This is a genomic window from uncultured Halopseudomonas sp. (genome assembly GCF_963977355.1).
In the GTDB taxonomy this organism is placed as follows: Bacteria; Pseudomonadota; Gammaproteobacteria; order Pseudomonadales; family Pseudomonadaceae; genus Halopseudomonas.
This window is the reverse complement of the sequence record NZ_CAXBOV010000009.1, coordinates 12,128-38,201: the sequence shown is the minus strand read 5'-3', so window position 1 is coordinate 38,201 and position 26,074 is coordinate 12,128. Positions and strand designations below refer to the sequence as shown.

31 protein-coding genes are annotated in these 26,074 nt (G+C 57.8%); 19 read left to right on the top strand and 12 right to left on the bottom strand.

Features of this window, described 5'->3' with window-relative positions:
* The first annotated feature begins 1 nt into the window (after window position 1).
* From bioF to AAC076_RS06255, 7 genes are all read left to right on the top strand, one after another.
* Window positions 2-1,177: an 8-amino-7-oxononanoate synthase gene (gene bioF / locus AAC076_RS06285; protein ID WP_339843698.1), complete on the top strand. Its 1,176-nt coding sequence runs from the start codon at window positions 2-4 to the stop codon at window positions 1,175-1,177.
* Window positions 1,170-1,898 carry an alpha/beta fold hydrolase gene (locus AAC076_RS06280; protein ID WP_339843697.1) on the top strand — a complete coding sequence of 243 codons (729 nt, stop codon included), beginning with the start codon at window positions 1,170-1,172 and terminating at the stop codon, window positions 1,896-1,898. The genes bioF and AAC076_RS06280 overlap by 8 nt, the downstream gene beginning before the upstream one ends.
* Window positions 1,891-2,700 carry a malonyl-ACP O-methyltransferase BioC gene (bioC, locus tag AAC076_RS06275; RefSeq protein WP_339843696.1) on the top strand — a complete coding sequence of 270 codons (810 nt, stop codon included), beginning with the start codon at window positions 1,891-1,893 and terminating at the stop codon, window positions 2,698-2,700. Before AAC076_RS06280 ends, bioC begins: the two co-directional genes overlap by 8 nt.
* Window position 2,701: 1 nt before the next feature.
* Entirely contained in the window at window positions 2,702-3,382 is a 681-nt protein-coding gene (bioD, locus tag AAC076_RS06270; RefSeq protein WP_339843694.1) for a dethiobiotin synthase, read from the top strand.
* A gap of 76 nt (window positions 3,383-3,458) precedes the next feature.
* Window positions 3,459-3,767: a hypothetical protein gene (locus AAC076_RS06265; protein WP_339843693.1), complete on the top strand. Its 309-nt coding sequence runs from the start codon at window positions 3,459-3,461 to the stop codon at window positions 3,765-3,767.
* 90 nt (window positions 3,768-3,857) lie between these two features.
* Entirely contained in the window at window positions 3,858-4,598 is a 741-nt protein-coding gene (locus AAC076_RS06260; protein WP_339843691.1) for a putative metalloprotease CJM1_0395 family protein, read from the top strand.
* 253 nt (window positions 4,599-4,851) lie between these two features.
* On the top strand, window positions 4,852-6,657 hold the full coding sequence (locus tag AAC076_RS06255) for a phenylacyl-CoA dehydrogenase (protein ID WP_339843689.1): 1,806 nt from the start codon (window positions 4,852-4,854) through the stop codon (window positions 6,655-6,657).
* A gap of 182 nt (window positions 6,658-6,839) precedes the next feature.
* Here AAC076_RS06255 and yjgA read toward each other — a convergent pair whose 3' ends face one another.
* Entirely contained in the window at window positions 6,840-7,355 is a 516-nt protein-coding gene (yjgA, locus tag AAC076_RS06250; RefSeq protein ID WP_339843687.1) for a ribosome biogenesis factor YjgA, read from the bottom strand.
* 116 nt (window positions 7,356-7,471) lie between these two features.
* On the opposite strand from yjgA, the gene pmbA reads away from it, so the two are divergent.
* The gene (gene pmbA / locus AAC076_RS06245; protein ID WP_339843686.1) at window positions 7,472-8,827 is read left to right on the top strand and encodes a metalloprotease PmbA; all 1,356 of its coding nucleotides are present in this window, start codon (window positions 7,472-7,474) and stop codon (window positions 8,825-8,827) included.
* A gap of 51 nt (window positions 8,828-8,878) precedes the next feature.
* Here pmbA and AAC076_RS06240 read toward each other — a convergent pair whose 3' ends face one another.
* The 10 genes from AAC076_RS06240 to AAC076_RS06195 all read right to left on the bottom strand — a co-directional run bounded on the left by AAC076_RS06240 (window position 8,879) and on the right by AAC076_RS06195 (window position 15,833).
* Window positions 8,879-9,151, bottom strand: a complete 273-nt coding sequence (locus tag AAC076_RS06240) for an HPr family phosphocarrier protein (protein ID WP_339843685.1) — start codon at window positions 9,149-9,151, stop codon at window positions 8,879-8,881.
* Window positions 9,152-9,153: 2 nt separating this feature from the next.
* Complete coding sequence (rapZ, locus tag AAC076_RS06235) at window positions 9,154-10,008, bottom strand: RNase adapter RapZ (RefSeq protein ID WP_339843684.1); 855 nt, start codon at window positions 10,006-10,008, stop codon at window positions 9,154-9,156.
* A gap of 5 nt (window positions 10,009-10,013) precedes the next feature.
* Complete coding sequence (gene ptsN, locus AAC076_RS06230) at window positions 10,014-10,469, bottom strand: PTS IIA-like nitrogen regulatory protein PtsN (RefSeq protein WP_339843682.1); 456 nt, start codon at window positions 10,467-10,469, stop codon at window positions 10,014-10,016.
* A gap of 20 nt (window positions 10,470-10,489) precedes the next feature.
* Complete coding sequence (raiA, locus tag AAC076_RS06225) at window positions 10,490-10,798, bottom strand: ribosome-associated translation inhibitor RaiA (protein WP_150279238.1); 309 nt, start codon at window positions 10,796-10,798, stop codon at window positions 10,490-10,492.
* A 91-nt stretch (window positions 10,799-10,889) separates the two neighbouring features.
* Window positions 10,890-12,389 carry an RNA polymerase factor sigma-54 gene (locus tag AAC076_RS06220; protein ID WP_339843681.1) on the bottom strand — a complete coding sequence of 500 codons (1,500 nt, stop codon included), beginning with the start codon at window positions 12,387-12,389 and terminating at the stop codon, window positions 10,890-10,892.
* A gap of 83 nt (window positions 12,390-12,472) precedes the next feature.
* A complete protein-coding gene (lptB, locus tag AAC076_RS06215) occupies window positions 12,473-13,213 on the bottom strand; it encodes an LPS export ABC transporter ATP-binding protein (protein ID WP_339843680.1) in 741 nt (246 codons plus the stop codon).
* Window positions 13,214-13,224: 11 nt separating this feature from the next.
* The gene (gene lptA / locus AAC076_RS06210; RefSeq protein ID WP_339843679.1) at window positions 13,225-13,755 is read right to left on the bottom strand and encodes a lipopolysaccharide transport periplasmic protein LptA; all 531 of its coding nucleotides are present in this window, start codon (window positions 13,753-13,755) and stop codon (window positions 13,225-13,227) included.
* The gene (lptC, locus tag AAC076_RS06205; RefSeq protein ID WP_339843678.1) at window positions 13,742-14,320 is read right to left on the bottom strand and encodes an LPS export ABC transporter periplasmic protein LptC; all 579 of its coding nucleotides are present in this window, start codon (window positions 14,318-14,320) and stop codon (window positions 13,742-13,744) included. The genes lptA and lptC overlap by 14 nt, the downstream gene beginning before the upstream one ends.
* Window positions 14,320-14,844, bottom strand: a complete 525-nt coding sequence (locus tag AAC076_RS06200; RefSeq protein ID WP_339843839.1) for an HAD hydrolase family protein — start codon at window positions 14,842-14,844, stop codon at window positions 14,320-14,322. The genes lptC and AAC076_RS06200 overlap by 1 nt, the downstream gene beginning before the upstream one ends.
* 17 nt (window positions 14,845-14,861) lie before the next feature.
* Window positions 14,862-15,833, bottom strand: a complete 972-nt coding sequence (locus AAC076_RS06195; protein ID WP_339843677.1) for a KpsF/GutQ family sugar-phosphate isomerase — start codon at window positions 15,831-15,833, stop codon at window positions 14,862-14,864.
* A 233-nt stretch (window positions 15,834-16,066) separates the two neighbouring features.
* Between AAC076_RS06195 and AAC076_RS06190 the strand changes: the two genes are divergently transcribed.
* The 10 genes from AAC076_RS06190 to hisC all read left to right on the top strand — a co-directional run bounded on the left by AAC076_RS06190 (window position 16,067) and on the right by hisC (window position 23,885).
* On the top strand, window positions 16,067-16,885 hold the full coding sequence (locus tag AAC076_RS06190; protein ID WP_339843675.1) for an ABC transporter ATP-binding protein: 819 nt from the start codon (window positions 16,067-16,069) through the stop codon (window positions 16,883-16,885).
* Window positions 16,882-17,664, top strand: a complete 783-nt coding sequence (gene mlaE, locus AAC076_RS06185) for a lipid asymmetry maintenance ABC transporter permease subunit MlaE (protein WP_339843673.1) — start codon at window positions 16,882-16,884, stop codon at window positions 17,662-17,664. Before AAC076_RS06190 ends, mlaE begins: the two co-directional genes overlap by 4 nt.
* An 18-nt stretch (window positions 17,665-17,682) precedes the next feature.
* Complete coding sequence (mlaD, locus tag AAC076_RS06180; RefSeq protein ID WP_339843671.1) at window positions 17,683-18,144, top strand: outer membrane lipid asymmetry maintenance protein MlaD; 462 nt, start codon at window positions 17,683-17,685, stop codon at window positions 18,142-18,144.
* 11 nt (window positions 18,145-18,155) lie between these two features.
* Window positions 18,156-18,803: an ABC transporter substrate-binding protein gene (locus tag AAC076_RS06175; RefSeq protein ID WP_339843838.1), complete on the top strand. Its 648-nt coding sequence runs from the start codon at window positions 18,156-18,158 to the stop codon at window positions 18,801-18,803.
* Window positions 18,800-19,105, top strand: a complete 306-nt coding sequence (locus AAC076_RS06170; protein ID WP_339843670.1) for an STAS domain-containing protein — start codon at window positions 18,800-18,802, stop codon at window positions 19,103-19,105. The genes AAC076_RS06175 and AAC076_RS06170 overlap by 4 nt, the downstream gene beginning before the upstream one ends.
* A gap of 28 nt (window positions 19,106-19,133) precedes the next feature.
* A complete protein-coding gene (locus AAC076_RS06165; RefSeq protein WP_339843668.1) occupies window positions 19,134-19,373 on the top strand; it encodes a BolA family protein in 240 nt (79 codons plus the stop codon).
* Between the two features lie 67 nt (window positions 19,374-19,440).
* On the top strand, window positions 19,441-20,703 hold the full coding sequence (gene murA / locus AAC076_RS06160) for a UDP-N-acetylglucosamine 1-carboxyvinyltransferase (RefSeq protein ID WP_339843665.1): 1,263 nt from the start codon (window positions 19,441-19,443) through the stop codon (window positions 20,701-20,703).
* A 19-nt stretch (window positions 20,704-20,722) separates the two neighbouring features.
* Window positions 20,723-21,364, top strand: a complete 642-nt coding sequence (gene hisG / locus AAC076_RS06155; RefSeq protein WP_339843663.1) for an ATP phosphoribosyltransferase — start codon at window positions 20,723-20,725, stop codon at window positions 21,362-21,364.
* 40 nt (window positions 21,365-21,404) lie between these two features.
* Window positions 21,405-22,715: a histidinol dehydrogenase gene (hisD, locus tag AAC076_RS06150; RefSeq protein ID WP_339843661.1), complete on the top strand. Its 1,311-nt coding sequence runs from the start codon at window positions 21,405-21,407 to the stop codon at window positions 22,713-22,715.
* 114 nt (window positions 22,716-22,829) lie between these two features.
* Complete coding sequence (gene hisC, locus AAC076_RS06145) at window positions 22,830-23,885, top strand: histidinol-phosphate transaminase (protein WP_339843660.1); 1,056 nt, start codon at window positions 22,830-22,832, stop codon at window positions 23,883-23,885.
* A gap of 11 nt (window positions 23,886-23,896) precedes the next feature.
* On the opposite strand, the gene AAC076_RS06140 is transcribed toward hisC, so the two are convergent.
* Window positions 23,897-25,042 carry a trypsin-like peptidase domain-containing protein gene (locus AAC076_RS06140; protein ID WP_339843658.1) on the bottom strand — a complete coding sequence of 382 codons (1,146 nt, stop codon included), beginning with the start codon at window positions 25,040-25,042 and terminating at the stop codon, window positions 23,897-23,899.
* Between the two features lie 180 nt (window positions 25,043-25,222).
* On the opposite strand from AAC076_RS06140, the gene AAC076_RS06135 reads away from it, so the two are divergent.
* The gene (locus tag AAC076_RS06135) at window positions 25,223-25,981 is read left to right on the top strand and encodes a Nif3-like dinuclear metal center hexameric protein (RefSeq protein ID WP_339843656.1); all 759 of its coding nucleotides are present in this window, start codon (window positions 25,223-25,225) and stop codon (window positions 25,979-25,981) included.
* Window positions 25,982-26,074 lie beyond the last annotated feature (93 nt).

The window sequence follows — 26,074 nt, the reverse complement described above, 5'->3', positions numbered from 1 at the left end:
CGTGCCGTTCGACCTATCGTCCCGCCTCGCCGAGCGCCGCGCTGCTCATCTGTATCGCCAGCGCCCATTACTTGAGTCGCCCCAGGGCGTGCGAGTGAGGGTAGACGGGCAGGCGTTACTGGCATTCTGTAGTAATGATTATCTTGGCCTGGCCAATCATCCGGAAGTGATCGATGCCTTCACCCGTGGTGCGCGCCAATGGGGCGTCGGAGGAGGTGCCTCGCATCTGGTGGTCGGCCACAGTGAGCCGCATCACCAGCTTGAGGAAGCGTTGGCCGAGTTTACTGGCCGTCCTCGGGCCCTGCTCATGTCCAGCGGCTACATGGCTAATATCGGAGCAGTGACGGCGCTGGTGGGCAAGGGCGATACCGTGTTGCAGGATCGACTCAACCACGCATCGTTACTGGATGCGGGTCTGCTCAGCGGGGCGCGTTTTTCGCGCTATCTGCACAACGATCCCGCCAGCCTGGCATCCCGACTGGAAAAAGCCGTGGGCAATACCCTGGTCGTGACAGATGGGGTTTTCAGCATGGATGGTGATCTGGCTGATCTGCCTGCCATTTGCGCCGCCGCCCATCCCCGGGACGCCTGGGTCATGGTCGATGATGCCCACGGATTTGGCTGTCTGGGCAAAACCGGCGGTGGCATTGTCGAGCATTTTGGATTGAGCCAGGAGGATGTGCCGGTGCTGATTGGCACGCTGGGGAAGGGGTTTGGTACCGCGGGCGCCTTCATCGCTGGTAGCCAAGACTTGGTGGAAACCTTGATCCAGTTTGCCCGACCCTACATTTACACCACCAGCCAGCCGCCGGCAGTCGCCTGCGCCACGCTGGCCAGTCTGCAAATACTGCGCGACGAGTGCTGGCGCAGGGATCATTTGCAGCGGTTGATTGCGCTTTTCCGTAATGGCATCAAAGGCCTCGGGCTGGAGCTGATGGACAGCCCCAGCCCGATCCAGCCCATTGTGATTGGTAGCAGTGCGCGCGCGCTGGCCTTATCCGCTGCGCTACGTGAGCAAGGAATTCTGGTTACTGCGATTCGGCCGCCCACTGTGCCGCAAGGCACTGCGAGGTTGCGTGTCACCCTTTGCGCCGCCCACAGCGAGGATGATGTGGCGCAATTGATCACCGCCCTGAAGCATGCATTGACCAAACTGCCGGAGCAGACCCATGACTGATATCAGCCTGTTGCCCGGTTGGGCAATGGCGCCGGAAACAATGCAGCCGTTATGTGAGGCATTGCTGGAACGTTTGCCGAGCCGCCATGTTCAGAGCTATCCGCTGCCGTTGATTCAGCTTTCCAGCATGGAGCCGGATCTGGCTGCCATGGCCGAACTTCTGCGACCGGGCGTCCTGGTCGGCTGGTCCCTGGGTGGCATGCTCGCAGTGCAGTTGCATAGACGCTTTCCAGAGCGTTTTCCCGCGGTGGTCACCATTGCCAGTAATGCCTGTTTTGCCGCAAGACCGGACTGGACGACGGCAATGCCCTCGAGCACGTTCAAGCAGTTTTACGCGGACATGCGCAGCGAGCCGGAGAAGACCCTCAAGCGTTTCGCATTACTGGTGACCCAGGGCAGCGAGCAGCGCCGCAGCCTGGGCAAGAGACTGGCATGGGATCAGGCCGATTATGAGCAACGCCTAAATGGTCTGGCGCTGCTGGCGGTACTCGATAATCGTGTGCCCTTATCGCGCAGCACGGCGCCTATGCTGCATTGTTTGGGTGGTAATGATGCGTTGGTGCCCATCGATGCTGCTGTGGCACTGGAACGCCTGGCCGAGACCGCCGTTGCGCAGACACGGGTAGTAGTGCATCCGGACGCCAGCCATGCAATTGTGCTGGAGCAGCCACTCTGGCTTGCCGAGCAGATCGCGGGCTTCCTGGAGAGCGCCGATGTCTGACGCCTCTATAGACAAGCAGCGGGTTGCAGATTCATTCAGTCGCGCAGCCGCTACCTACGATCAGGCGGCAGCTTTTCAGCGCAGTGCCGGGAGTAATCTTCTGGCGCAACTGCCTCCGCAGCTCGAGCCCCTCGATATTGTTGACCTCGGTGCTGGCACCGGTTACTTCACCCGGGCGCTGGCACATCGTTTCGCAGCGCCTGTTGCCGGTCTGGATCTGGCAGAGGGCATGCTACGTTTCGCCCGCCAGTGCAACGGCCCTGAGCATGAACTGCTCTCCAGGCACCCCCGATGGGTAGTAGCCGATGCAGAGGCCCTGCCATTGCGTCCGGCATCCCAGGACCTGATTTTTTCCAGCTTGGCGTTGCAGTGGTGCCCCGACCTTGCGCGAGCTGTTGCAGAGGCCAGGCAAGCGCTGCGTCCGGGTGGTTGCCTGGCTTTCAATACCCTGGTTGAAGGCACACTTTTCGAGCTGCAGCGCGCCTGGCAGGCGGTAGACGGCTTTGTGCACGTTAACCGATTCATGCCCACCGACGAGCTCCACCAGATACTCAACGCCTCCGGTTTTACTCACTGGAGGTGTGAGGTAGAAACCCATGTGCTGCGCTACGCACAGCTCAGTGAGCTGACCCGCGAGCTCAAGGCGTTGGGTGCGCACAATATCAACCAGGGTAGGCCGGGCGGTTTGACCGGACGCGCCCGGTTGCGCGCATTGACCCAGGCTTACGAAACGTTTCGCCAAACCGAAGGCTTGCCCGCTACCTATCAGGTAGCACAGATCCTCATGTTCAAGGAGTCATGACATGCTCAAGCGCTACTTTGTGACCGGTACCGACACTGAAATAGGCAAGACAACCATTGCCTGTGGCCTGCTATGTGCAGCCCGGCGCTCCGGGCTGACAACTGCAGCGGCCAAGCCTGTCGCTGCCGGTTGCGAACGCACTAGCGAGGGCTTGCGCAATGAGGATGCCTTGGCCTTGCAGGCACAATGCGATCCGGCATTAGCCTATGAGCTGATCAATCCGGTCACCCTGGAAGCTGCAATTGCACCGCATATCGCTGCGGCTGAAGAGGGGGCGACTCTGACGGTCGAGCTGCTTGAAGGTGGTTGTCTGCAGGTCTTTGATCGCAAGGCTGATTTTACCCTGGTGGAAGGTGCGGGTGGCTGGCGCGTGCCGCTCAACCCCGAGCAGACGCTGGCGGATCTGGCGCGCGAGCTCCGTGTGCCGGTCATCATGGTGGTAGGTATGCGCCTGGGGTGCATCAATCACGCTATTCTGACTGCTGAGGCGATAGCGGCGGACGGTCTGGAGCTGGCCGGTTGGGTCGCCAATCAGGTAGATCCAGATATGAGCCGTCCGCAGGAGAATCTGGCTACACTGAAAAACCTCATAAAGGCCCCGTATCTGGGCCATGTGCCATGGCTGGCGGATGCTTCGGCGGATCTTGTGGCGGATTGTCTGGATATAACACCGCTGGTCTGAAAGCGAGGGCAGCCGGTATTCCGCGTACTGGCTTTGTGCTTCAATAAGATCAATTATCTTCAAGGGAGGTATGCCCATGCCCAGTCTCGATCTGATGTCAGCAGGCATGAACAGTGTTCGTCAGGGCCAGTACCGTGCGTCGACTGCAGCTGCAGAGATCGCAAGGGTGGGTGTTGCTGCTGATCCGGCTGCTTCCCAGGCTGTGCCTCTGCAGCCTGCTACTGACAAACCAGCCGCGACCACAGCGGTGGACAGTAATCGGCCGGTAAATCTTGTTGATAGCCTGGTCGAGATGCGACAGGGTCAGCGCGAGGCTGAAGCGGGTGCCTCCGTCATCGACACGGCATCCGAAGTGCTGGGTACTCTTCTGGACGTGACCGCCTGAGTTTGTCAGGCCGTCTGAAACCCCATGAGTAGCATCGGCTCTTATTCTCCGCCTTCCTCCTACATACCTTCTTTAAGTCGCGCGGAAGTCGTGCGCCCCGCCCCCGTGGATGATCAGTTACCCAAGGCTGTTTCTGCGACTCAAGTATCTACTGCTCCGGGTGAAAGGGGTGACACAGCGAGCGATCAGGCTACCAATTCCGCTGGCGGTCAATTGGGACCTTCTTCGGGGGCAAGGTCTGCTTCAAAAGAATCTCCAGGCAGCAATGAGCGCGAGGCACAAGTTCGTCAGGAACTGGCGGCCAAGGAAGCCAAGCTGGAAATGATCGAACAGGCCGAGATCCAGGATCTGGCAGCCAGGGATCGTGAGGTCCGCGCCCATGAGCAGGCGCACATGGCGGTTGGTGGCCAATATGCGGGCGGTGTCAGTTACGATTACAGTCGTGGCCCCGATGGTCGTCTATACGCTACGGGCGGCTCGGTCTCGATTGACATATCCCCCGTATCAGGTGATCCGTCAGCGACCATCAACAAGATGCAACAGGTACAGCGCGCCGCGCTGGCACCTGCCGAACCGTCGGGTCAGGATCGAGTCGTGGCCGCCCAGGCAGCACAACTGATTGCGCAGGCACGTTCGGAGATCGCTTCCAGCAGTGTTGAAGGTGAGTCAGGGGCTGCCGTGCCAACTGATGAATCCGGTGAATCAGAAGTTGATACCGTTGAGCAGGCCGATACTGCGCCGGCGGCTACGGGTTCCCGGGAGCTGGCCACCTATCGACAGATAGACTCATCATCCAGGTATGAACAGGCCGCCTTCAGCGCTAGCGCCTGAAACCACCCGGCATAGCCTTACTGCAATTCTCAACCCTTTCCCTTATTACCCTGTGCCCTGTTTCCTGTGGCGCTAGGGGAGAGTCCGTGATGGTTACAAATAATTCCGAGGTCAACGCTTGGCTGGGGCTTGACATATTCCTGGTCTAAACGTATGTTTCAAACGTCTGTTTGAATCAGCTGCTTGAAGCAGCTACTTATCCGCAGCCACCAGCTGCTCTTGCATCCAGTTATAACCGTTGAGGTCAAGTACCATGCCCGATTACAAGGCTCCCCTGCGTGACATCCGCTTCGTCCGTGACGAACTCCTCGGATATGAAGAACACTACAAGAGCCTGCCCGGCTGCGAAGACGCGACCCCGGACATGGTTAACGCCATTCTTGAAGAAGGCGCCAAATTCTGTGAGCAGGTCATTGCTCCGCTTAATCGCGTAGGCGATACCGAAGGCTGTACCTGGAGTGCAGAAGGCGTGAAGACGCCAACCGGTTTCAAAGAAGCCTATGCCCAGTACGTTGAAGGCGGTTGGCCGAGCCTGGCCCACGACGTCGACCACGGCGGCCAGGGTCTGCCCGAGTCCCTGGGTCTGGCAGTCAGCGAGATGGTAGGTCAGGCCAACTGGTCCTGGGGCATGTACCCCGGCCTGTCCCATGGCTGCATGAACACTATCGCGCAGCACGGCACTGACGAGCACAAGCACACCTATCTGACCAAGCTGGTTTCCGGTCAGTGGACCGGCACCATGTGCCTGACTGAATCCCATTGTGGTACTGACCTGGGCATGCTGCGCACCAAGGCAGAGCCTCAGGCCGACGGCAGCTACAAGCTTAACGGCACCAAGATCTTCATTTCCTCCGGTGAGCACGACATGGCCGAGAATATCGTCCACATCGTTCTGGCTCGCCTGCCCGACGCGCCGGCTGGCACCAAAGGCATTTCGCTGTTCATCGTTCCCAAATTCCTGCCCGACGCCAATGGCGAGAAAGGCGAGCGCAACGGCGTGAACTGCGGTTCGCTTGAGCACAAGATGGGTATTCACGGTAACGCTACCTGTGTGATGAACTTCGACGGTGCCACCGGCTTTTTGATCGGGCCGCCGAACAAGGGTCTGAACGCGATGTTCACCTTTATGAACACTGCCCGTCTGGGTACCGCTCTGCAGGGTCTGGCCCATGCCGAAGTCGGTTTCCAGGGCGGCATCCAGTACGCTCGTGATCGCCTGCAGATGCGCGCACTGACTGGCCCCAAGGCGCCCGAGAAGGCTGCCGACCCAATTATCGTGCACCCTGACGTTCGCCGTATGCTGTTGACCATGAAGGCGTTTGCCGAAGGCAACCGCGCCATGGTGTATTTCACTGCCAAGCAGGTCGATATCGTCAAGAACAGCCAGGATGAAGAGCAGCGCAAGCAGGCTGATGCTCTGTTGGCCTTCCTCACGCCTATCGCAAAAGCATTCATGACCGAAGTCGGTTTTGAAGCGGCTAACCACGGCGTTCAGATCTACGGTGGCCATGGCTTTATCGCCGAGTGGGGCATGGAGCAAAACGTACGTGATGCGCGTATTTCCATGCTGTATGAAGGGACCACTGGTATCCAAGCGCTTGACCTGCTCGGCCGCAAGGTGCTGATGACCCAGGGCGAGGCGCTCAAGTGCTTCACCAAGATCGTTCACAAGTTCTGCCAGAACGAAGAGGGTAACGAAGCTATTTCCGAGTTCGTTGCACCGCTGAACGCGCTGAACAAGGAATGGGGCGATCTGACCATGAAAATTGGCATGGCGGCGATGAAGGATCGTGAAATGGTCGGTGCAGCGTCGGTCGACTATTGCATGTACTCCGGTTACGCATGCCTGGCCTATTTCTGGGCAGACATGGCCCGTCTGGCAGCTGCCAAGCTGGCGGAAGGTACCTCGGACGAGGCGTTCTACCAGGCCAAGCTGCAGACCGCACGCTTTTACTTCAAGCGTATCCTGCCGCGTACTCGCATGCATGTGGATGCGATGTTGTCAGGTGCTGACGACCTGATGGATATGGCAGAAGAGAACTTCGCACTGGGTTATTGATAGATCCGGTTGGCGAATTCGAAGGCCGCTCCCGCAAGGGTGCGGCTTTTTTTTTGCGTGAGAACCAGGCGCGAATCAGTGAGTCAGCGTTGCCGTGACAGGCTGTCCAAAGAAGCATCCAGCAAGTGAGATTCCAGGGGGGAGATGCTGAGGGGCTGCCTGAAGGCGCAGCCCCGGGGAGGTCAGAGATCCTGTTCGACTGTTTCGCGGACCAGCTTGAATATCTTGCGCGACGCCGCGGGTGGCTTGTTTTCAGCAGCCTCTTTTGCTGCCTGGCGGATCAGCTGGCGCAATTGCTGGCGGTCAGTCTGGGGGTAGGCCGACATGAAAGCTTCCTGATCTTCGGCATTGCCGGTGAGCAGCCGGTCGCGCCAGCGTTCGATCTGATGGAAATGCTGGGCGTGGGCCTGGCTGCTGCTGTCCAGCCGGTCCAGATAGGCGCGAATGGCATCCACGTCCTGGTCTGGCATCTGTTTGCCCACAAAACTCAAATGCCGTTTTAATGCACCCCGGGCCGTGTGCCGAGGCGCCTCTTCCAGCGCGGCCAGCAATTTATCGGTCAGGTTGAGCTTGGCCAGCTGTGCAGGCTTGAGGTCAATCAGTCGGCGCCCAAGGGCCCGCAGCTCATCGCGTTCACGTTTGAGCTGCGATCTGCTGACGCCCTCGTCGTCCTGTTCCTCGTCGTAGAAGTCTGTCATCGTCACCTCGTTGCGGCCCGCCTGCCGTTACTACATGCGGTTACTGTTCAATGCGCCATGATACCCGTTCACAGCGGAGCTGTCCGCGGTACAATGCCCGCCTGAGAGGAGATTACATGACCGATTATCAGCCCGCCCGACAGCAAGATCCCCATACATTGCGCCATGAACTGGAGCAGCGAGTTGCCTTCATTCTCGAGGAGTCACGTCGCCAGGGAGCGACTGCCTGTGAAGTGGGGGTGAGCCAGAACACCGGACTTTCCGTTGCGGTGCGCCAGGGCGAAGTGGAAACGGTGGAATTCAATCGCGATCAGGGTTTTGCGATCAGTTTGCACGTGGGACAGCGCAAGGGTTCGGCCAGCACCTCCGATACCTCCGATGAGGCAATCAGCGCGGCTATCAAGGCAGCTCTGGGTATCGCCAAGCATGCCTCCGAGGACAGTTATGCCGGACTGGCAGACCCTGACCTCATGGCCCGCGATCTGCCTGATCTTGATCTGTATCACCCCTGGAATCTTGACGCCAGCGAAGCTATTGAGCGAGCACTTGCCTGTGAGGCTGCCGCCCTGGAAACAGACTCGCGCCTGACCAGCGACAGTGCGAATGTCAGCACCCAGGAAGGCTGCCGTGTTTATGGCAACAGTAACGGTTTTATCGGCAGCTCCATGGGTACCCGGCATAGCGCATCGGCGGTCATGATTGTCGCGTCGGATCAGGGTATGCAGCGCGACTACTGGTATGACGTGGATCGTCAGGCAAGCAATCTGCCGACCCCCGAGGCTTTGGGACGCAAGGCTGCACAGCGTACGCTGGCGCGGCTGGGCTCACGGCCGATCAAGACGGCAAAGGTACCCGTTCTGTTCGCGGCCGACCAGGCCGCCGGTTTACTTGGGCATCTGATTGGCGCTATCGCCGGCGGTGCAGTCTATCGTCAGTCCACCTTTCTGCTCGATGCACTGGGTCAGCCTATTTTCCCATCCTGGGTGACGATTGATGAGCGCCCCTACATGCCGCGTGCTCTTGGCAGTTCCACCTTCGATGGTGACGGCCTGGCTACGCGCGAACAGGCTTTTGTGGATCAGGGCAAATTGATCAGTTGGGTGCTCAGTACCTATTCAGGGCGCAAGCTCGGGTTGCCCAGTACAGCCAACGCTGGGGGCGTGCATAATCTGCATGTCACCAGTAACGCGGGCGATCTTGATGCCCTGCTGCAGGAAATGGGCACTGGCCTGCTTGTTACGGAGTTGATGGGGCAGGGCGTGAACGGCGTGACCGGGGACTATTCCCGCGGGGCCGGTGGATTTTGGGTAGAGAACGGCAAGATTCAGCATCCGGTGCAGGAAGTGACCATTGCCGGCAATCTGAAGGATATGTTCGCCAACCTGCGTTGTGTGGGCTCCGACATCGAGCGCCGCGGCAACAACCTGACCGGAAGCTGGCTGGTTGACGGAATGACGGTGGGCGGTGAGTAAGGGCGGCCTGAAATCCGAAGTGTGGATCCAGGTCTGATCTGGCCGAGGGGTTTATTCCCCCTCTTCGAAATAATCCTCAATTAACGCCAGTAGCTCATGCATCGCCTGTTCGGCATCTTCGCCCTCGCAGGTGATGCACACTTCGCTGCCCTTGCCGGCAGCCAGCATCATGACCTGCATGATGCTTTTGCCGTTGACCTGCTTGTCTTCCGTCGTGCCGATGCGGACCTCGCAACCGTGCTGGTTGGCTACGCCAACGAACTTGGCCGCTGCTCGGGCATGCAGGCCAAGCTTGTTGATGATCAGCGTGCGCCTGGTGAGCATGGTCAGGGCACATCCCGATGGCGAATAAGCATGTTGGCGGTCTTGTTGCCGAGATCCAGCAGAAGGCGCTCGGCTATGTAGACCGAGCGATGATGGCCGCCAGTACAGCCGATGGCGATGGTCATGTAGCTGCGTTCGCCTGCTGCATATCGGGGTAGCCATTTGTCCAGAAACGCACGTATATCCTGGTACATCTCCTGCACATCCGGCTGTGCATCAAGAAAGTCGCGAACAGGCTGATCCTTGCCGGAGAATTGCCTCAGTTCGGGCTTCCAGTAAGGGTTGGGCAGGCAGCGCACATCAAATACCAGGTCCGCATCCACCGGCACGCCCCGTTTGAAGCCGAAAGACTGGATAAGAACCGACGGCGTGCTGCCCTGACTTCCCAGCAAGCGTTGCTTGAGGGTGTCGCGCAACTGATAGAGGTTGAGATGACTGGTGTCGATCTTGAGGTTGGCCAGGTCGATAATGGGCTCGAGCAATCTCAGCTCAGCCGCAATGGCCTCAGCCAGGGAGTGGCTCTGGTCAGTGAGAGGGTGCTTGCGACGGGTTTCTGAAAAACGCTTTATCAGTACTTCGTCGGTGGCTGCGAGAAAAATCACATCACAGGTAATGCCGCTGTTGCGCACCTGCGCCAGCAATTCGGGAAACCGCTGCAGATCACTGCGCAGATTCCTCGCATCGATACTTATGGCGACTTTGGGTAATTGCATGCCAGCGTCGTTCGCCTGGCGCGCCAGGTCCGGCAAAAGCCCTGCCGGCAGGTTATCAATGCAATAAAATCCGTTATCTTCAAGCAGATGCAACGCTGTGCTTTTGCCTGATCCTGAGCGACCACTGACGACGACCAGATGCATGGGGCTCAGGTACCCGTGTCTGAAGTTATGATCCGATACAACGTATCGGCATCATCTGCTTCGCGCAGGGAGTCACGCAGATTTGCCTGGTCGAGCTTTTCGGCGAGCATCTTGAGAATCTGCAGATGTTGTTCGGTGGCTTCCTGGGGAACCAGCAGCACGAAAATAAGATCGACAGGCTCTCCGTCCAGTGCGTCGAAATCGATTTTCGATTGCAGTTGGAAGAGGGCGCCTACCGGCTTGTGGCAATCCTCCAGGCGACAGTGGGGTATGGCTATGCCATTACCAAATCCTGTCGAGCCGAGCTTCTCCCGGGCTATCAGGTTCTGATAAATGCTGTCTGGATCAAGATGGCTGTGCTGGGCAATCATCTTGCCGATCAGTTCGAGCATCTTTTTCTTGGAGCCCCCCTGCACGCCGGCAAAGGTGCGCTGGGGGGTCAGTATGTGATCAATTTGCATGGGTTTTGGCTACGGTTGCCTTAGCGGTCGTTGACGCCTTGCTGGCGATTGAGGTTCTTTTCCTTGTGCTTTATCAGCTGCCGATCAAGCTTGTCGGTCATCAGGTCGATTGCGGCGTACATGTCTGTATGCTCGGCGTTGGCGACTACTTCACCGCCGGCTACATGCAGGATCGCTTCAGCTTTCTGTCGGAAGTTTTCGACTTCGAGTATGACCTGGACGTTGGTTATCTTGTCGAAATGTCGCTCCAGGCGGGACATTTTCTCATTCACGTAATTGCGCAGTGGATCGGTAATGTCGAGCTGATGACCGCTTAGGTTCAGTTGCATATGACTTCTCCTGATTGGCTTGATGAAACAGGGAAACGAAGTCGGTTCCCCATAGTGCCCACTCTTGTACTGTGCGTATCAGGCCCGCCGATCAGACAATCCGCTTGCGCTCGCTTGACGGAGCAATGTTGAGCGATTCGCGGTACTTGGCGATAGTACGGCGGGCTACATCAATTCCCTGCTCTTCCAGTAAACCAGCGATCTTGCTGTCGCTCAACGGTTTCTTCGGGTTTTCTGTCGAGACCAGTTTTTTGATCAGTGCCCGAATGGCCGTAGATGAAAATTCGCCGCCCTCAGATGTACCGACATGGCTCGAGAAAAAATACTTGAGCTCGAAAATACCCCGTGGTGTGTGCATGAACTTCTGCGTGGTAACCCGCGAGATGGTTGATTCATGCATGCCTACCGCTTCGGCAATATCGTGCAGGACCAGGGGCTTCATGGCCTCCTCGCCGTACTCGAGAAACTCGCGCTGGTGCTCGACGATCTGGGTCGCGACCTTCATCAGTGTTTCATTGCGGCTTTGCAGGCTCTTGATGAACCAGCGTGCTTCCTGCAGGTTATTACGCAGGTAGGTGTTGTCCGAGCTGGAGTCGGCGCGCCGTACCATGGAGGCGTACTGACTGTTGACACGGATCTTGGGAACGGATTCCTGGTTGAGTTCGACAATCCAGCGGTTGCTGTCGCGGCGGACGATCACGTCGGGAATCACATATTCGGGTTCACCCGAGGCTATTTCCGAGCCTGGGCGGGGATTGAGCGTCTGGATGAGCGCGATGACGCGACCCAGTTGGTCCTCTTTCAGGCGTGTGCGACGCATCAACTGACTGAAGTCGCGACTGCCGAGCAGGCCCAGATGATCACGCACAACCTTTTGCGCCTGCTCCAGCAGGGGAGTATCGGGTGGCAGTTGGCGGAGTTGCAGCAACAGGCATTCACTCAGATCCCGCGCACCTACACCTACTGGCTCGAACTGCTGAATCCGGTGCAGCACCATTTCAACTTCGTCGAGCTCGACTTCGCGTTCTGGATCGATGGAGGCAAGGATCTCCTCCAGGGGCTCTTCAAGGTAACCATCAGCATTGATTGCATCAATAATCGAGAGCGCTATCAGCTGATCGGTTTCCGAAAGCGGAATCAGGTTCAGTTGCCACTCCAGATGGCTTTGCAGGGTTTCGCCGGTACCGGTGCGGGACGTGAAATCCCAGTCGTCATCATCGCCGCTGGGTAGTGAGCTTGCTGAGGTCTGATAGACGTCTTCCCACTGGGTATCGACGGGCAGCTCGCTGGGGATCTGTTCATTCCAGTTGCCTTCTTCGGCGGCCTGTGAATGTTGATCAATAGCATCCATTTCAACGGGTTCGGGTACAGAGACAGCGGGCGCTTCGTCATTGTCGGCGCCATCGGTCCCGGAGCTGCCATGATCGTCGTCGCCCTCGTCAGCCATTTCCAGCATGGGATTGGCTTCCAGAGCCTCCTGGACTTCCTGCTGGAGGTCGAGACTCGATAGTTGGAGCAATCTGATGGCCTGCTGCAGCTGCGGCGTCATCGTCAGCTGCTGCCCCATCTTGAGGACGAGCGTAGGTTTCATTATCGGACGTATTACCTTATGCGCTGTTACTGGCGTTGGTTCTTGGCTGGCCTGAATCTAGCATGCCTGAATTGGGCCTGATTTTATAGCCGGAACTCATGGCCCAGATACACATCCTTGACCAGCTGATTGTCGAGTACAGCCTGTGCGTTACCCTCGGCAATGATGTGGCCGTCGCTGACAATATAAGCCTTGTCGCAGATGTCGAGGGTCTCGCGCACGTTGTGGTCGGTGATCAGTACACCGATGCCTTTGTCCCTGAGATGCTGGATGATCTGTTTTATATCGTTTACCGATATGGGATCCACACCGGCAAAGGGTTCATCGAGCAGTATGAATTTTGGATCGCTTGCCAGTGCGCGCGCAATCTCTGCACGGCGGCGCTCTCCGCCGGACAGACTCATGCCCTTGCTGTCGGCAAGGTGGTGGATATGAAATTCGTGCATCAAGGAGCTCAGCTTGTCGAGCCGGCCCTTGCGGTCCAGATCCTTGCGAGTCTGCAGTATCGCCATGATGTTGTCGGCGACGCTCAGTTTGCGGAAGATGGATGCCTCCTGGGGGAGGTAGCCGATGCCCTGGCGGGCGCGACCGTGCATAGGCAGATGCGTCACGTCGAAACCATCGACCAGTATGTGGCCATTATCGGCCTTCACCAGCCCAACAATCATATAGAAACAGGTGGTCTTGCCCGCGCCATTGGGGCCCAGCAATCCGACTACTTCGCCGCTGCGGATAGAGATGGAGACATCTTCAACGACCTTTCGCGCCTTGTAGGCCTTGGCCAGATGGCGCGCTTCGAGAATGGTTGCAGCAGATTCGGTCATGGAGGATCCGGTCATGGATTGGCCGCTTCATCGCGCTGGCGTGGCTGAATCACTATTTCGATGCGTCCCGGATCACCCGAGCCGCCCGCTGTCGGGCGCCCAGCATCCACAATCTGTTTGTTGATGTCATAGCTGACGTAGTCGCCCTGAAAGGTGTTGCCGCGCTGTTCCAGGCGTGCACGGTCAATCAACACTATTCGTTCGCTATCGGCGAAGTATTCGATGGTCTGGGCACGGGCGTTCACTTCGCCATCGTTCGGACCCGGGGTCTGGGCGTAGGTTGCCGGGCTTCCCACACTGGTTATCTTGCTCACTGCGCCGTCACTGTCGGTAGCCAGCGTGACCTGGTTTCCGGTGAGGCGCATGCTGCCCTGGGTAATGATGACGTTACCTCGGTAGACAGCGGTGTTGCGACGCTCGTCCAGCGAGGCGCTGTTGGCCTGGATACGGATCGGCTGGTTGCTGTCCTGGGGTAATGCCACTGCCGGCAGGCTGGCAACCATTAGCAGTGCAGCCACAGACAGGAATTTATTGCAGCTCATGCTGACCTCGTACGTTGGACAGCAGCTCCAGGCGGCCGTCATCTAGAAAAACCTGCATGCCGTCAGCGGTTGTCACGCTGCCAGCGTTCTCGATTCTAACGCTTTGTGCCGTTTCGGCATAATCACGCTCGGGAAACAGGGTCAGGGCCTGCGTTGTCATGCGTCTTGATGGGTCGTTCGGATCCTGACGCTGCAGCAGCACATCGTTCATCAGGTCGACCTGATCTCCGCCTTTGGTCACCGAGCCCTGTTGTGCCCGAAGCAGCCATGGATGCTCTTCGCCAGGGCGATAGTACAACAGATTCGGTTGCTCCAACTGCGTGCTGTCATCAGTGCGTTGATGTGTCGCCCGGGCGCTGCGCAACTGGTATGCAGGTGTTCCCTGTTCGTTGAACATGAGGATCTGCGTGTTTTCCATGAAAAAGTCCGGTTGCAGAGGATCAGTCACCAGTATCTCCTGGTCGAAGGAGGAAGGACGAATATTGAAATACCCTACGGCCAGTGCCAGGGCTACTGTCAGTCCTACAAGCCCTGCAGTGCGTAAGTAGCGCGGGATGGCAATCATCAGAGATAAGCCTCGCGTGTCTTGTCCAGCGTGCCCTGTGCGGCCATGATCATTTCACAGAATTCTCGGGCGGCCCCAGCACCACCAGCAGCCCCGGTGACGCAGTGGGCATGCTCGCGCACAAAACTGTCAGCCGTGGCCACGGCCACACCCAGCCCGACGCGGCGCATGACCGGAAGGTCTGGCAAATCATCACCGAGAAAGGCGATCTGCTCGAGCTCGAAAGGCAGTATCGCGCGTAGCTCGGACAGTGCGTTGAGCTTGTCCTCGCGGCCCTGGATCAGGTGCTTGATCCCCAGATTAGCTGCCCGCTTCTCCACCAGCGGTGACTTGCGACCACTGATAATCGCCACTTCCACCCCTGATGCCATCAGCATCTTGATGCCATGACCATCCAGAGTGTTGAAGGACTTGAACTCGGTACCGTCCGGCATGAAGAACAGCTTGCCGTCAGTCAGCACGCCGTCGACATCAAAGATCGCCAGCCGAATGCCCGCTGCACGGCGGCCAAGGTCTGTATCCATGCCGGTTGTTGATGGGTTCATACCACCCCCGCGCGCAGTAAATCATGCATATTAAGTGCGCCCACCGGGCGTCCATCCTGGTCGATCACGAAAAGGCCATTGATCTTGGCGTCCTCCATGATTTTCAACGCCTCGGCGGCGAGGGCGCCCTGGCTTACGGTCTTGCATTGCGGCGTCATCACCAGGGCAATGCTGGAGGTATGGATATCCAGATTCTGGTCCAGCGTGCGACGCAGGTCGCCATCGGTGAATATCCCGGCAAGTCGGCCTTGCTGGTCCGATACGCCAGTCAGGCCCAGACCCTTGCGGGTCATTTCCAGCAGTGCGTCGCGCAGGGACGTCTCCGGGGCGACCATGGGCATACGCTCCCCGCCATGCATGATGTCGTCCACCAATAGCAGCAGTCGGCGTCCGAGTGTGCCGCCAGGGTGAGAAAAGGCAAAATCCTCGGCGCTGAAACCGCGGGCTTCAAGTAGGGCGATAGCCAGAGCGTCGCCCATGACCAATGCGGTAGTCGTGCTGGATGTGGGTGCCAGATTTAGCGGACAGGCTTCCTGGGCAACACCGGTATGCAGGTTGGCCAAGGCAGCTTTGGCCATGACTGATTCCGGATTGCCGGTAATGCTGATCAGCGGCACGCCAAGACGCTTGAGCAATGGCAGTAGTGTGACTACTTCGGCTGTGTTGCCCGAGTTGGACAAGGCAATGACCACGTCCTGCCGGGTAATCATGCCCATGTCGCCGTGGCTGGCCTCGCCCGGATGTACAAAAAAAGCCGGGGAGCCAGTGCTGGCCAGGGTAGCTGCTATCTTTTTGCCTATGTGTCCCGACTTGCCCATGCCGGTCACCACAATGCGTCCGGTGCATGCCAGCAAGGCTTGGCATGCCTTTACGAAGTCGTCATCAAGACGTTCCAGCAGGCTGTGAACCGCGTCACGTTCCATCTCGATACTGCGCCGCGCGGAGGCTGTAAAATCAAATTCAGGCATATGCACACTTCATCTGTAAACAGGTCCAGGAGTATAGCCGCTTGTTGGCGTTAACTCATCCGTTCGCGGCTCCAGTGCGGCTTTCGAGGTCGTGCCGGGCCGGCAATGTGTTGGTGGATATTGCGCCGTGGTTTAATTGTTCAGCCCTTACTTGGGCTGGATACTCCGAACTGTTATATTAACGCGTTCAATTTGCCCGCTTTGTGCCGGCAGCCAGGAAGCCCGATTTTTTTATGACCGACGATTCAGAGTTCATCGTTGACCTTAAGCAGGTCACCTTCAAGCGCAGCGGGCGCATCATCTTCGATGGTGTGGATATTCGTATTCCGCGTGGCAAGGTGACGGGTATCATGGGGCCCTCCGGGTGCGGCAAGACGACCCTGTTGAGGTTGATTGGTGCGCAGTTGAAACCGGAAAGCGGCCAGGTACTGATCAACGGTCAGGATATACCCAAGCTCAAGCGCGAGGCTCTTTTCCGTGCCCGTCAGAATATGGGCATGTTGTTTCAGAGCGGAGCGCTGTTTACCGATCTCAGCGTGTTTGAAAACGTGGCCTTTCCCCTGCGCGTGCACACCCAGCTTACCGAAGACATGATTGCTGACATCGTCAAGCTCAAGCTGCAGGCGGTTGGCTTGCGTGGCGCACACGCGCTTATGCCTGATGAGCTTTCGGGGGGCATGAAGCGGCGCGTGGCACTTGCCCGGGCCATCGCCCTGGATCCCGAGTTGCTTTTGTATGATGAGCCATTTGTAGGTCAGGACCCGATTTCCATGGGGGTTCTGGTACGGTTGATCAGGCTGCTGAACGATGCCTTGGGCTTGACCAGTATCGTGGTTTCCCATGATCTGGCCGAAACTGCCAGTATCGCCGACTATCTTTACGTCGTCGCCGATGGTGGTGTGCTTGGCCATGGTGCGCCCGAGGAACTGATGGAGTCGGATAACCCGCGCATTCGTCAGTTCATGCGAGGCGAGCCCGATGGTCCGGTACCGTTTCACTTTCCCGCGGACGAATTCACCGATGATTTGCTGCGAAAGGGTGAACACAAATGAAAACGCTTGCTGATCGCGTGGCATTGATGGGTGCCTCGGGGCTGGATGTGATCGCAGCTCTGGGCCGATCCGGGGTGTTTCTGTTCCATGCGATCCTGGGTCGCTCCAACTTCGGTAGCGGCTGGAATCTTTTCGTTAAACAGCTTTATGCGGTCGGTGTGTTGTCGCTGGCAATCATTATTGTCTCGGGACTGTTCATCGGCATGGTGTTGGCCCTGCAGGGCTACAATATTCTCAGCACCTACGGCTCGGAGCAGGCAGTCGGCCAGATGGTAGCGCTGACCCTGCTGCGTGAATTGGGGCCTGTTGTGACAGCGCTACTTTTTGCCGGACGCGCGGGCTCAGCTCTGACGGCCGAGATCGGTTTGATGAAGGCTACCGAGCAGCTCTCGGGCTTGGAGATGATCGGTGTCGATCCGCTCAAGTACGTCATAGCACCGCGTTTGTGGGCAGGTTTCGTGTCCATGCCGCTATTGGCAATGATTTTCTGCGTTGTAGGGATCTGGGGTGGAGCCATGGTCGCGGTTGACTGGCTCGGCGTTTATTCAGGTTCTTACTGGGCCAACATGCAAAACTCTGTCGAGTTTGGCAGCGATATCATTAATGGTCTTATCAAGGCGGTGGCCTTTGCTTTTGTTGTTACCTGGATTGCGGTTTTCCAGGGTTATGACTGCGAACCCACTTCGGAAGGTATCAGTCGGGCGACCACCCGTACCGTAGTTTACGCCTCCCTTGCCGTGCTCGGCCTGGACTTTATTCTCACAGCTTTGATGTTCTGATCAGCAAGGAAACGAGACATGCGTACCCGTACTTTAGAGTTGACCGTTGGCCTGTTCATATTGCTGGGCATCATGGCGTTGGCGGTCCTGGCGCTTCGGGTCAGTGGGCTGAGCGTCAGCCCGGGGACAGATAGCTACACCGTCCATGCCCATTTCGACAATATCGCGGGGCTGACCCCCCGCGCCAAGGTCACCATGTCCGGTGTGACTATCGGTCAGGTCACTGCAATCGAGTTCGACAAGGCCCGCTACGCTGCGCGCGTCGAGATGGCGATCAATGGTGACGTCAACACCTTGCCTTCTGATAGTGCAGCTTCGATTCTGACTGCGGGTTTGCTAGGTGAAAAATATGTTGGCATCAGCGTGGGCGGTGAAGAGACCATGCTCAAGGATGGCGACAGAATTGTGGACACTCAATCTGCATTGGTACTGGAAGAGCTGATCGGGCGTTTCCTCCTCAGTACTGTCAAAGAAGATTAATACGGAGAATGATTATGCGTGCCATGTTCAAAGCAATGCTGGTACTGGCCCTTGCTGCTCCTCTCTCGGTGCATGCAGCGCTAACGCCCCATGAAGTCGTCGAAGATACTTCCGTACGAGTTATGGAGGTTCTGGACGCCAACCGTGAGACTTACAAGCAGGATACCGAGGCTTTCCTCAACGGGCTCAATGAAATCATGAACCCGGTAGTGGATTTTCGCGGTATAGCTCGCAGTGTGATGACTGTGCGTTACAGCGGCCGGGCTTCAGAGGAGCAGATGGATCGTTTCATTGAAACCTTCAAGCGCAGCATGGTGCAGTTTTACGGTAATGCCCTGCTTGAATTTGATAGCGGTACGATCACGGTGCTGCCGCCCACAGGGCGGGGCACATATGGGGATGACCGCACCAGTGTCGACATGGAGGTTCGTACCTCCAGCGGTATGGTGTACCCCGTTACCTACACCATGGTGCGCATTGACGACCAATGGAAGGTACGTAACGTCATAGTCGAAGGTATCAATATGGGGCTGCTGTTCCGCGATCAGTTTGCCCAGGCAATGCAGACCCATCGTGGTGATCTGGATGCGCTCATCGCCAACTGGGGCAGCGTGGTTGCCGAATCAGCCAAGACAGTGGAAAAAGAGGCCAAGAATTGAGCGCCAGTATTGCCAGTGACAGCAGTGGGCTGATCCGCATTGAGGGCGAGCTGGACTTTACTTCCGCGGTAAGTCTGCGAACCGACATTGTGGATGCCATCAAGACGCAGTCCGGCGATGTCACGCTCGACTTCGGCAAGGTCACCCTGACCAATAGTGTCGGGTTGTCCTTGATCCTGGTCGCTGCTCGCGCCCTTGAGGGGCGAGCAGGCAGTTTGCGGTTGCAGAATGTGCCCGCTGGCCTGCAGAGCATTGCCCGGGTCTGTGAACTGGAAGACTGGCTGGCCACGCTCACAGTCTGATCATTTTTTAAAAACGGATGGGAAATACATGCAGTCCGAACAGGTTAAACAATTGATAGAGCCGCAGTTGCCCGACACTGAGGTAGTGGTGGAAGGCGAGGGCTGTAATTTTCAGCTGATGGTGATCAGCGATAGCCTGGCGGCGATGAGCCCGGTCAAGCGTCAACAGCAGATCTATGCGTTACTCGGCGACCAGATAGCGGATGGAAGCATCCATGCCGTCACCATGAAATTCTTTACCCGTGACGCCTGGAGTCAGCGCGCCTAACGCGGTAACACCTCAAAGCCACACTTACCTGGCGCGCTACTGCGCCCGACAAGAGAAAATACTGCACATGGACAAACTGCTCATCACCGGCGGTAATCGCCTCGATGGAGAAATTCGCATTTCCGGGGCCAAGAACTCTGCGCTGCCGATTCTGGCGGCCACCCTGCTGGCGGACGGACCGGTGACAGTCTGCAATTTGCCACACCTGCACGACATCACCACGATGATCGAGCTGTTTGGTCGTATGGGCGTGGAGCCCGTGCTCGACGAGCGGATGAATGTGGCTGTTGACCCGACGCGCATCACTACGCTGGTAGCGCCCTATGAGCTGGTCAAGACCATGCGTGCGTCCATTCTGGTGCTGGGTCCGATGGTTGCGCATTTTGGCTATGCCGAGGTGGCTTTGCCCGGTGGCTGTGCTATTGGCTCACGCCCGGTAGATCTGCATATTCGTGGTCTTGAAGCCATGGGCGCCGAGATTACCGTCGAAGAGGGTTACATCAAGGCCCGTGCGCCAGAGGGCGGTCTGCGTGGCGCGCACTTTTTCTTTGATGTGGTCTCGGTAACCGGCACCGAAAACATACTGATGGCCGCTACCCTGGCCAACGGCCGGACCGTTCTGGAAAATGCTGCGCGCGAACCCGAGGTGGTGGACCTGGCCGAGTGCCTTATCGCCATGGGTGCAAACATCACCGGTCACGGCACCGATACTATCGTTATCGATGGTGTGAAGAGTCTGAGCGGAGCGCGCTATTCGGTCATGCCTGACCGTATCGAAACCGGTACCTACCTGGTCGCTGCTGCGGCAACGGGCGGGCGCATCAAACTCAAGGATACCGATCCGACCATTCTTGAAGCCGTATTGCTCAAGTTGACCGAGGCTGGTGCCCAGATCGATACCGGCAAGAACTGGATCTCCCTGGACATGAAAGGAAATCGGCCCAAGGCAGTCAATCTGCGTACGGCGCCCTATCCTGCGTTCCCCACCGACATGCAGGCCCAGTTCATTGCAATGAACGCGGTTGCCGAAGGGACTTCAACGGTCATAGAAACGGTATTCGAAAACCGTTTCATGCACGTACAGGAAATGAACCGCATGGGTGCGCACATCACCATTGAGGGCAACACCGCAATTGTGACCGGAGTCGAGAAACTCAAGGGTGCGCCAGTCATGGCCACAGACCTGCGCGCTTCGGCCAGCCTGGTTATTGCTGGCCTGGTTGCCGAGGGCGAAACCCTGGTCGACCGGATTTACCACATTGATCGCGGTTACGAATGCATTGAGGAAAAGCTACAGATGCTCGGCGGTATCATCCGCCGCGTTTCCTGAGCCAAACAAGGGATCACCCATGACCCAGAGTCTGACTATCGCCCTGTCCAAGGGCCGCATTCTCGACGACACACTGCCGTTGCTGAAGCTGGCTGGCATTGAGCCGCTGGAAGATCTGGAAAAAAGCCGCAAGCTGATTTTCGAGACTACTGACCCTGATGTACGGCTGCTGATTATTCGCGCCACCGACGTGCCTACCTATGTGGAGCTGGGTGCGGCGGATATGGGTGTAGCTGGCAAGGACGTCTTGATGGAATACGGCAGCCAGGGGCTCTATGAGCCGCTGGATCTGAAGATTGCCAATTGCCGACTGATGACCGCTGGCCCGGTGAACACCCCCGAGCCCAAAGGTCGACTGCGGGTCGCCACCAAGTTTGTCAACGTGGCGCGCCGTTACTATGCCGAGCAAGGCCGTCAGGTCGAGGTCATCAAGCTGTATGGTTCCATGGAGCTTGCACCGCTGGTGGGCCTGGCAGACAAGATCATCGACGTAGTCGATACCGGCAATACCCTGCGCGCCAATGGCCTTGAGGCCCAGGAGCTGATCGCCACTATCAGCTCCCGGCTAGTGGTCAACAAGGCGGCAATGAAAATGAAGCACGCCCGCATCAAGGCACTGATCGAGTTGCTCGCTGCTGCCGTTGAGCAGCGGACGGCCTGAGAATTCCCGAAAAACCCAGTTGATCTGAAAGGTGAATGAGATGAATGCACCGCTGAAAATTGCCCGTCTGGACGCCAGTCAGCCTGACTTCAGCCAGCATCTCGACACTTTGCTGGCCTGGGAAGGCGTCTCGGACAAAAGCGTCAATCAACGTGTTGAAGAGATCATCGCTGCTGTCCGGGAGCGTGGCGATTCTGCGCTGATCGAATATACCGCCCGATTTGACGGGTTGAATGTCACTTCCATGGCTGACCTGACCCTGGACCGTGCGCGCCTGGAACTGGCGCTGGAGCGTATTACGCCCGAGCAGCGCACGGCTCTTGAGTTTGCTTCCGAGCGAATCCGTGTTTACCACGAGCATCAGGTGCAGCCTTCCTGGCGTTACACCGAGCCGGACGGCACCGTTCTTGGCCAGCAGATCACGCCGCTGGATCGGGCTGGTCTTTATGTGCCGGGTGGTAAAGCTTCCTATCCCTCATCCGTATTGATGAACGCGATTCCGGCCAAGGTGGCGGGTGTGCGTGAGGTTGTCATGGTCGTTCCCACGCCCCGTGGCGAGATCAATGAGCTGGTGCTGGCTGCTGCGTGTCTGGCAGGCGTCGATCGGGTATTTACCCTCGGCGGGGCTCAGGCAGTAGCGGCCCTGGCTTACGGAACCGAAACGGTCCCGCGCGTCGACAAGATTGTCGGCCCCGGCAACATCTATGTGGCGACTGCCAAGCGTTCGGTATTCGGCCAGGTTGGCATCGATATGATTGCCGGACCTTCCGAGATTCTGGTGGTATGTGACGGGCAAACCGATCCTGACTGGATCGCCATGGACCTGTTTTCCCAGGCTGAACACGACGAAGATGCTCAGTCCATATTGCTATCGCCGGATGCAGATTTTCTTGACGCCGTTGAGGCCAGTCTCAATCGGCTGCTCGACAGTCTGGAGCGGGCTGACATTGTAAGGGTGTCCCTGGAAAACCGTGCGGCACTGATCAAGGTAGACAGCCTGGAACACGCCTGCGAAGTATCCAATCGAATTGCTCCCGAGCACCTTGAATTATCGGTCGCCGACCCGGAAAGCCTGTTGTCGCAGATTCGCCACGCCGGCGCCATCTTCATGGGCCGCTATACCCCTGAAGCGGTAGGTGATTATTGCGCAGGTCCGAACCACGTATTGCCTACCTCTGGCACAGCGCGTTTCTCATCGCCGCTAGGCGTATATGATTTTCAGAAGCGTTCCTCGGTGATCTTTTGCTCGCCCGACGGCGCCTCCGAGCTGGGCAAGACAGCCTCCGTGCTGGCCCGTGGTGAGAGCCTGACTGCACACGCGCGCAGCGCGGAATACCGGATCAAACCTTAATAGCTGGAAGCTTAAGGCTGGAAGCTGGAAGTAAGTCCGATACCGGTCTGGTGTCTGGTTTTCTTTCCAGTTTCAGCTTCCCGCTTCTGGCTCCATGCTGGCGAGGACTTACCTGTGAGTCGATTTTGGAGCCCGTTTGTCAAAGACCTGGTGCCCTATGTGCCTGGTGAACAGCCAAAGCTGGACAATCTGGTCAAACTGAATACCAATGAAAATCCCTACGGACCCTCGCCCAAGGCGATAGAAGCCATTCGAGCGGTACCCGATGATAGCCTGCGGCTTTATCCTGCGCCCGATGCCGAGGGTCTGAAGGCGGCGATCGCTGAGTACTACGGAGTGCAGAGCGCCCAGGTGTTTGTTGGCAATGGCTCTGACGAGGTGTTGGCGCATGTGTTCCATGGGTTGTTCCAACATGGGCAGCCGCTGCTGTTTCCGGATATCAGCTACAGCTTCTACCCGGTTTATTGCGGCTTGTACGGTATCCAGGCGCAGACCGTACCGCTGAGCGATGACTTTTGTATCGATGTCGACGATTACCAGCAGCCCAATGGCGGCATTATCTTTCCCAATCCCAATGCGCCTACGGGTATTGCACTGGGCCTGGATGCAATCGAGCGGCTGCTCAAGACCAATACCGATTCAGTCGTGGTAGTAGATGAAGCCTATGTGGATTTTGGCGGCCAGACTGCGATCAGTCTGGTCGATCGCTACCCGAACCTGCTGGTCACTCAGAGCCTGTCCAAGTCACGCTCTCTCGCCGGTTTGCGCGTTGGCCTGGCAGTGGGTAACGCCGATCTCATCGAAGCGCTGGAGCGGATAAAGAACAGCTTCAACTCCTACCCGTTGGACCGCCTGGCCTTAGCCGGGGCCGAGGCAGCCTTTGTCGATACCGCTTATTTTGAAGCGACTCGGCAAAAGGTCATCCAGAGTCGGGTTCACCTTGCGCAGACGCTGCAGGATATGGGCTTTGAAGTCCTGCCGTCGACGGCCAACTTCGTGTTTGTCCGGCACCCTGAGCATGACGCCGCTGCAATGGCGAAAGGGCTCAGGGACCAGCGTGTTATTGTGCGGCACTTTGCGAAGCCGCGTATCGATCAGTTTCTGCGCATCACCGTAGGCACCGAGGAGCAGAACAGCAAGCTCATTGCTGCGCTTCAGGATCTGCTCTGAGATAGCCGTGGTCAGGGGCGGAAGTTGGGACGTACCCCAACCGCCGCCTCGAAGCTTATTGCCTCGCCTTCGCGCAGCACCTCAATGGTAACGGTTTCCCCGGGGTCTGCTGTGGCTACCTGGTTCATTGCTTGTCGACCCGTGATCGCCGGCTCGTTTTCGATTCGCAGTATCACGTCACCCGGCCTCAGACCCGCCTGGGATGCGGGGCCATCGCGGTAAACGCCGGAGATGACCAGGCCTGTGCCTGCATCCACCTTGAGCGCTTCGGCCAGTTCGGCGGTCAGGGGTTGCACTTCAACCCCCAGCCAGCCTCGGACCACTCGTCCATTTTTGATGATTTCCTGCATCACCTCCGCTGCCAGGTTCACCGGGATCGCAAAACCGATACCCTGGGAGCCACCTGACTGGGAAAAAATGGCGGTATTGATGCCCACCAGGTTCCCTGCGGTGTCGATCAGTGCACCACCCGAGTTGCCCTGGTTGATAGCGGCATCCGTCTGAATGAAGTCTTCGTAGGTATTGAGACCCAACTGATTTCGGCCTGTCGCACTGACGATACCCATTGTTACCGTCTGGCCCAGCCCGAATGGATTGCCGATGGCCAGCACAACATCGCCAACCTGCTGTTCACCGGCAGCGCTGATGGATACTGATGGCAGGTCACCGAGCTGGATCTTGAGCACGGCCAGATCGGTTTCAGGGTCGGTGCCCACCAGGGTAGCTATCGCTTCGCGACCATCGCGCAATCCGACCAGTATCTGTTCTGCACCGGCAATCACATGATTGTTGGTCAGTAGATAGCCATCGGGGCTGAGGATCACTGCCGAGCCCAGGCTGGAATCGCTTGTGCCCGGCGCGGGCAGGGCGTCAGCGTAATCACCCGTAGCCTTTTGGGGCTGCGCAGACTGATCAGCCTGGTTGGCCACACGCTTGGTGGTATACACGTTAGCGACCGCCGGAGCTGCACGCTGCACAGCCAGGCGGTAGGATGAGGTGCCCTGGCCGGAACGACTGGGTTCAGCCGATGAGGCGACCTCGATAATAGTCTCACTCGTAGGTATGCCCATTGACTGCGGGTAATACTGCAGTAGCACGAGTGCCAGCAGCACGCCGCAGGCCACTGGCCAGCCCCAGTCGCGCATCAATTCATTCATTAATCAGTCCCGATCCCGATTCCGCCCACAGCCAATGGCTATCAATGGTGCACAGTATAAGGGGATCACATCCATAAAAGCAGGTGTCGCGCGGGGGATTGGTCCGTCAGGCGCAGAACTGGCCAAACAGACGCTCAGGGCAGACAATACATGCACGTTTTACACACAGGAGGGTTCCCCATGGTGGACCGATCAACACTGGTCGACTACTGCAACGATCTGCTGCAATCCAATGCATTCCAGGATTATTGCCCCAATGGCCTGCAGGTTGAAGGCGCAAGCCAGATACAGCGGCTGGTGACGGGCGTGACGGCCAGTCAGGCACTGGTGGATGCTGCCATTGCCGCAGGCGCGCAGATGCTGCTGGTGCACCATGGGTACTTCTGGAAAGGCGAGTCCTCCGCTGTGACCGGTATCAAGCACCGCCGACTGAAGGCGCTACTGGGCGCAGATATCAATCTGCTGGCCTACCACCTGCCTCTGGACGTGCATGGCGAGCTGGGCAACAACGTGCAGCTTGCTCGACTGATGGGCTGGAAGGTGTTGGGCGGTCTTGAGCCGGATAACCCTCGCTCCGTAGGGCTCTATGGTGAGTTGCCCGATGCAGTGGAAGGCCATCTGCTGGCCCGCCATATGGCCGATGTGCTGCAGCGCGAGCCGCTGCATATTGCCGGTAATGACCGACCTATCAAGCGCATCGCCTGGTGCACCGGGGCAGCCCAGGGTTATATCGAGCGTGCAATCGCATTAGGCGCAGACGCCTACGTGACCGGGGAAGTGTCGGAGCCCACGGTTCACGCAGCGCGGGAAAACGGCATTCATTTTTTTGCCGCAGGGCACCATGCGACCGAACGTTATGGCGTCAAGGCCCTGGGCGAGCATCTGGCCGAGCGGTTTGGGCTGGAGCATGAATTTATTGATATCGACAACCCGGTCTGATGCGCGGTCGGTACGGCGTCGCGAGCTATATTGATATGCTTTAAAGGTATTAAAACACGCCTTATTAGATTGCCGGGCGTTTGTTACAATGCG

Coding starts and splice junctions, on each gene's coding strand:
- AAC076_RS06190 (WP_339843675.1), top strand. CDS start 16,067: ATGACCGACGATTCAGAGTTCATCGTTGACCTTAAGCAGGTCACCTTC.
- AAC076_RS06240 (WP_339843685.1), bottom strand. CDS start 9,151: ATGCTCACCAGGCGCACGCTGATCATCAACAAGCTTGGCCTGCATGCC.
- AAC076_RS06195 (WP_339843677.1), bottom strand. CDS start 15,833: ATGCCTGAATTTGATTTTACAGCCTCCGCGCGGCGCAGTATCGAGATG.
- mlaE (WP_339843673.1), top strand. CDS start 16,882: ATGAAAACGCTTGCTGATCGCGTGGCATTGATGGGTGCCTCGGGGCTG.
- raiA (WP_150279238.1), bottom strand. CDS start 10,798: ATGCAACTGAACCTAAGCGGTCATCAGCTCGACATTACCGATCCACTG.
- pmbA (WP_339843686.1), top strand. CDS start 7,472: ATGACCGATTATCAGCCCGCCCGACAGCAAGATCCCCATACATTGCGC.
- AAC076_RS06135 (WP_339843656.1), top strand. CDS start 25,223: ATGGTGGACCGATCAACACTGGTCGACTACTGCAACGATCTGCTGCAA.
- hisD (WP_339843661.1), top strand. CDS start 21,405: ATGAATGCACCGCTGAAAATTGCCCGTCTGGACGCCAGTCAGCCTGAC.
- mlaD (WP_339843671.1), top strand. CDS start 17,683: ATGCGTACCCGTACTTTAGAGTTGACCGTTGGCCTGTTCATATTGCTG.
- lptB (WP_339843680.1), bottom strand. CDS start 13,213: ATGACCGAATCTGCTGCAACCATTCTCGAAGCGCGCCATCTGGCCAAG.
- AAC076_RS06140 (WP_339843658.1), bottom strand. CDS start 25,042: ATGAATGAATTGATGCGCGACTGGGGCTGGCCAGTGGCCTGCGGCGTG.
- lptA (WP_339843679.1), bottom strand. CDS start 13,755: ATGAGCTGCAATAAATTCCTGTCTGTGGCTGCACTGCTAATGGTTGCC.
- AAC076_RS06255 (WP_339843689.1), top strand. CDS start 4,852: ATGCCCGATTACAAGGCTCCCCTGCGTGACATCCGCTTCGTCCGTGAC.
- AAC076_RS06200 (WP_339843839.1), bottom strand. CDS start 14,844: ATGGATACAGACCTTGGCCGCCGTGCAGCGGGCATTCGGCTGGCGATC.
- hisG (WP_339843663.1), top strand. CDS start 20,723: ATGACCCAGAGTCTGACTATCGCCCTGTCCAAGGGCCGCATTCTCGAC.
- AAC076_RS06220 (WP_339843681.1), bottom strand. CDS start 12,389: ATGAAACCTACGCTCGTCCTCAAGATGGGGCAGCAGCTGACGATGACG.
- ptsN (WP_339843682.1), bottom strand. CDS start 10,469: ATGCAAATTGATCACATACTGACCCCCCAGCGCACCTTTGCCGGCGTG.
- murA (WP_339843665.1), top strand. CDS start 19,441: ATGGACAAACTGCTCATCACCGGCGGTAATCGCCTCGATGGAGAAATT.
- AAC076_RS06165 (WP_339843668.1), top strand. CDS start 19,134: ATGCAGTCCGAACAGGTTAAACAATTGATAGAGCCGCAGTTGCCCGAC.
- lptC (WP_339843678.1), bottom strand. CDS start 14,320: ATGATTGCCATCCCGCGCTACTTACGCACTGCAGGGCTTGTAGGACTG.
- bioC (WP_339843696.1), top strand. CDS start 1,891: ATGTCTGACGCCTCTATAGACAAGCAGCGGGTTGCAGATTCATTCAGT.
- AAC076_RS06265 (WP_339843693.1), top strand. CDS start 3,459: ATGCCCAGTCTCGATCTGATGTCAGCAGGCATGAACAGTGTTCGTCAG.
- yjgA (WP_339843687.1), bottom strand. CDS start 7,355: ATGACAGACTTCTACGACGAGGAACAGGACGACGAGGGCGTCAGCAGA.
- AAC076_RS06280 (WP_339843697.1), top strand. CDS start 1,170: ATGACTGATATCAGCCTGTTGCCCGGTTGGGCAATGGCGCCGGAAACA.
- bioD (WP_339843694.1), top strand. CDS start 2,702: ATGCTCAAGCGCTACTTTGTGACCGGTACCGACACTGAAATAGGCAAG.
- rapZ (WP_339843684.1), bottom strand. CDS start 10,008: ATGCATCTGGTCGTCGTCAGTGGTCGCTCAGGATCAGGCAAAAGCACA.